General features: G+C 69.8%; 1 protein-coding gene. It reads right to left on the bottom strand.

Annotation, left to right across the window (positions count from 1 at the left end):
- A partial coding sequence (locus tag EII35_RS15665; RefSeq protein ID WP_125229356.1) for a DUF222 domain-containing protein occupies positions 1–354 on the bottom strand: 354 nt, incomplete at both ends.

The following is a 354-nucleotide window of genomic DNA, read 5'->3' as shown; positions in this document are numbered from 1 at the left end:
AGGAGTCGCTGTCGGGGTTGAGGGCGGGGTCGTCGGCGTTGATGTGGACGAATACCGTGGCCTGGGGCAGCATGTCCTGCCCACCCGCCTGCCGGGCCAACACCCCGACCGCCGCGGCGCGACGCTGCTTCAGGTCCCCCGCCTCGACCGGGAGGGTCTTCGCCACCTCGGACAGGGCGTGGTCGAAGTCGATCGCGTCGCGGGGATCCAACAGCCCGTACAAGGCGCAGTGGCCGTTCTTGACGGCATCGACTGCCACGTACCGGTTCTCCCGCTGCTGCTGTTCCCGCTCCCGAGCCGCTTGGGGGTCGGCGGCGATGATCCATGCTTCGAGGTTGCGGCGGATCCGCTGCC

This window comes from Arachnia propionica (assembly GCF_003932785.1).
Lineage (GTDB): Bacteria > Actinomycetota > Actinomycetes > Propionibacteriales > Propionibacteriaceae > Arachnia > Arachnia propionica_B.
This window is presented reverse-complemented; position numbering and strand designations above follow the sequence as displayed.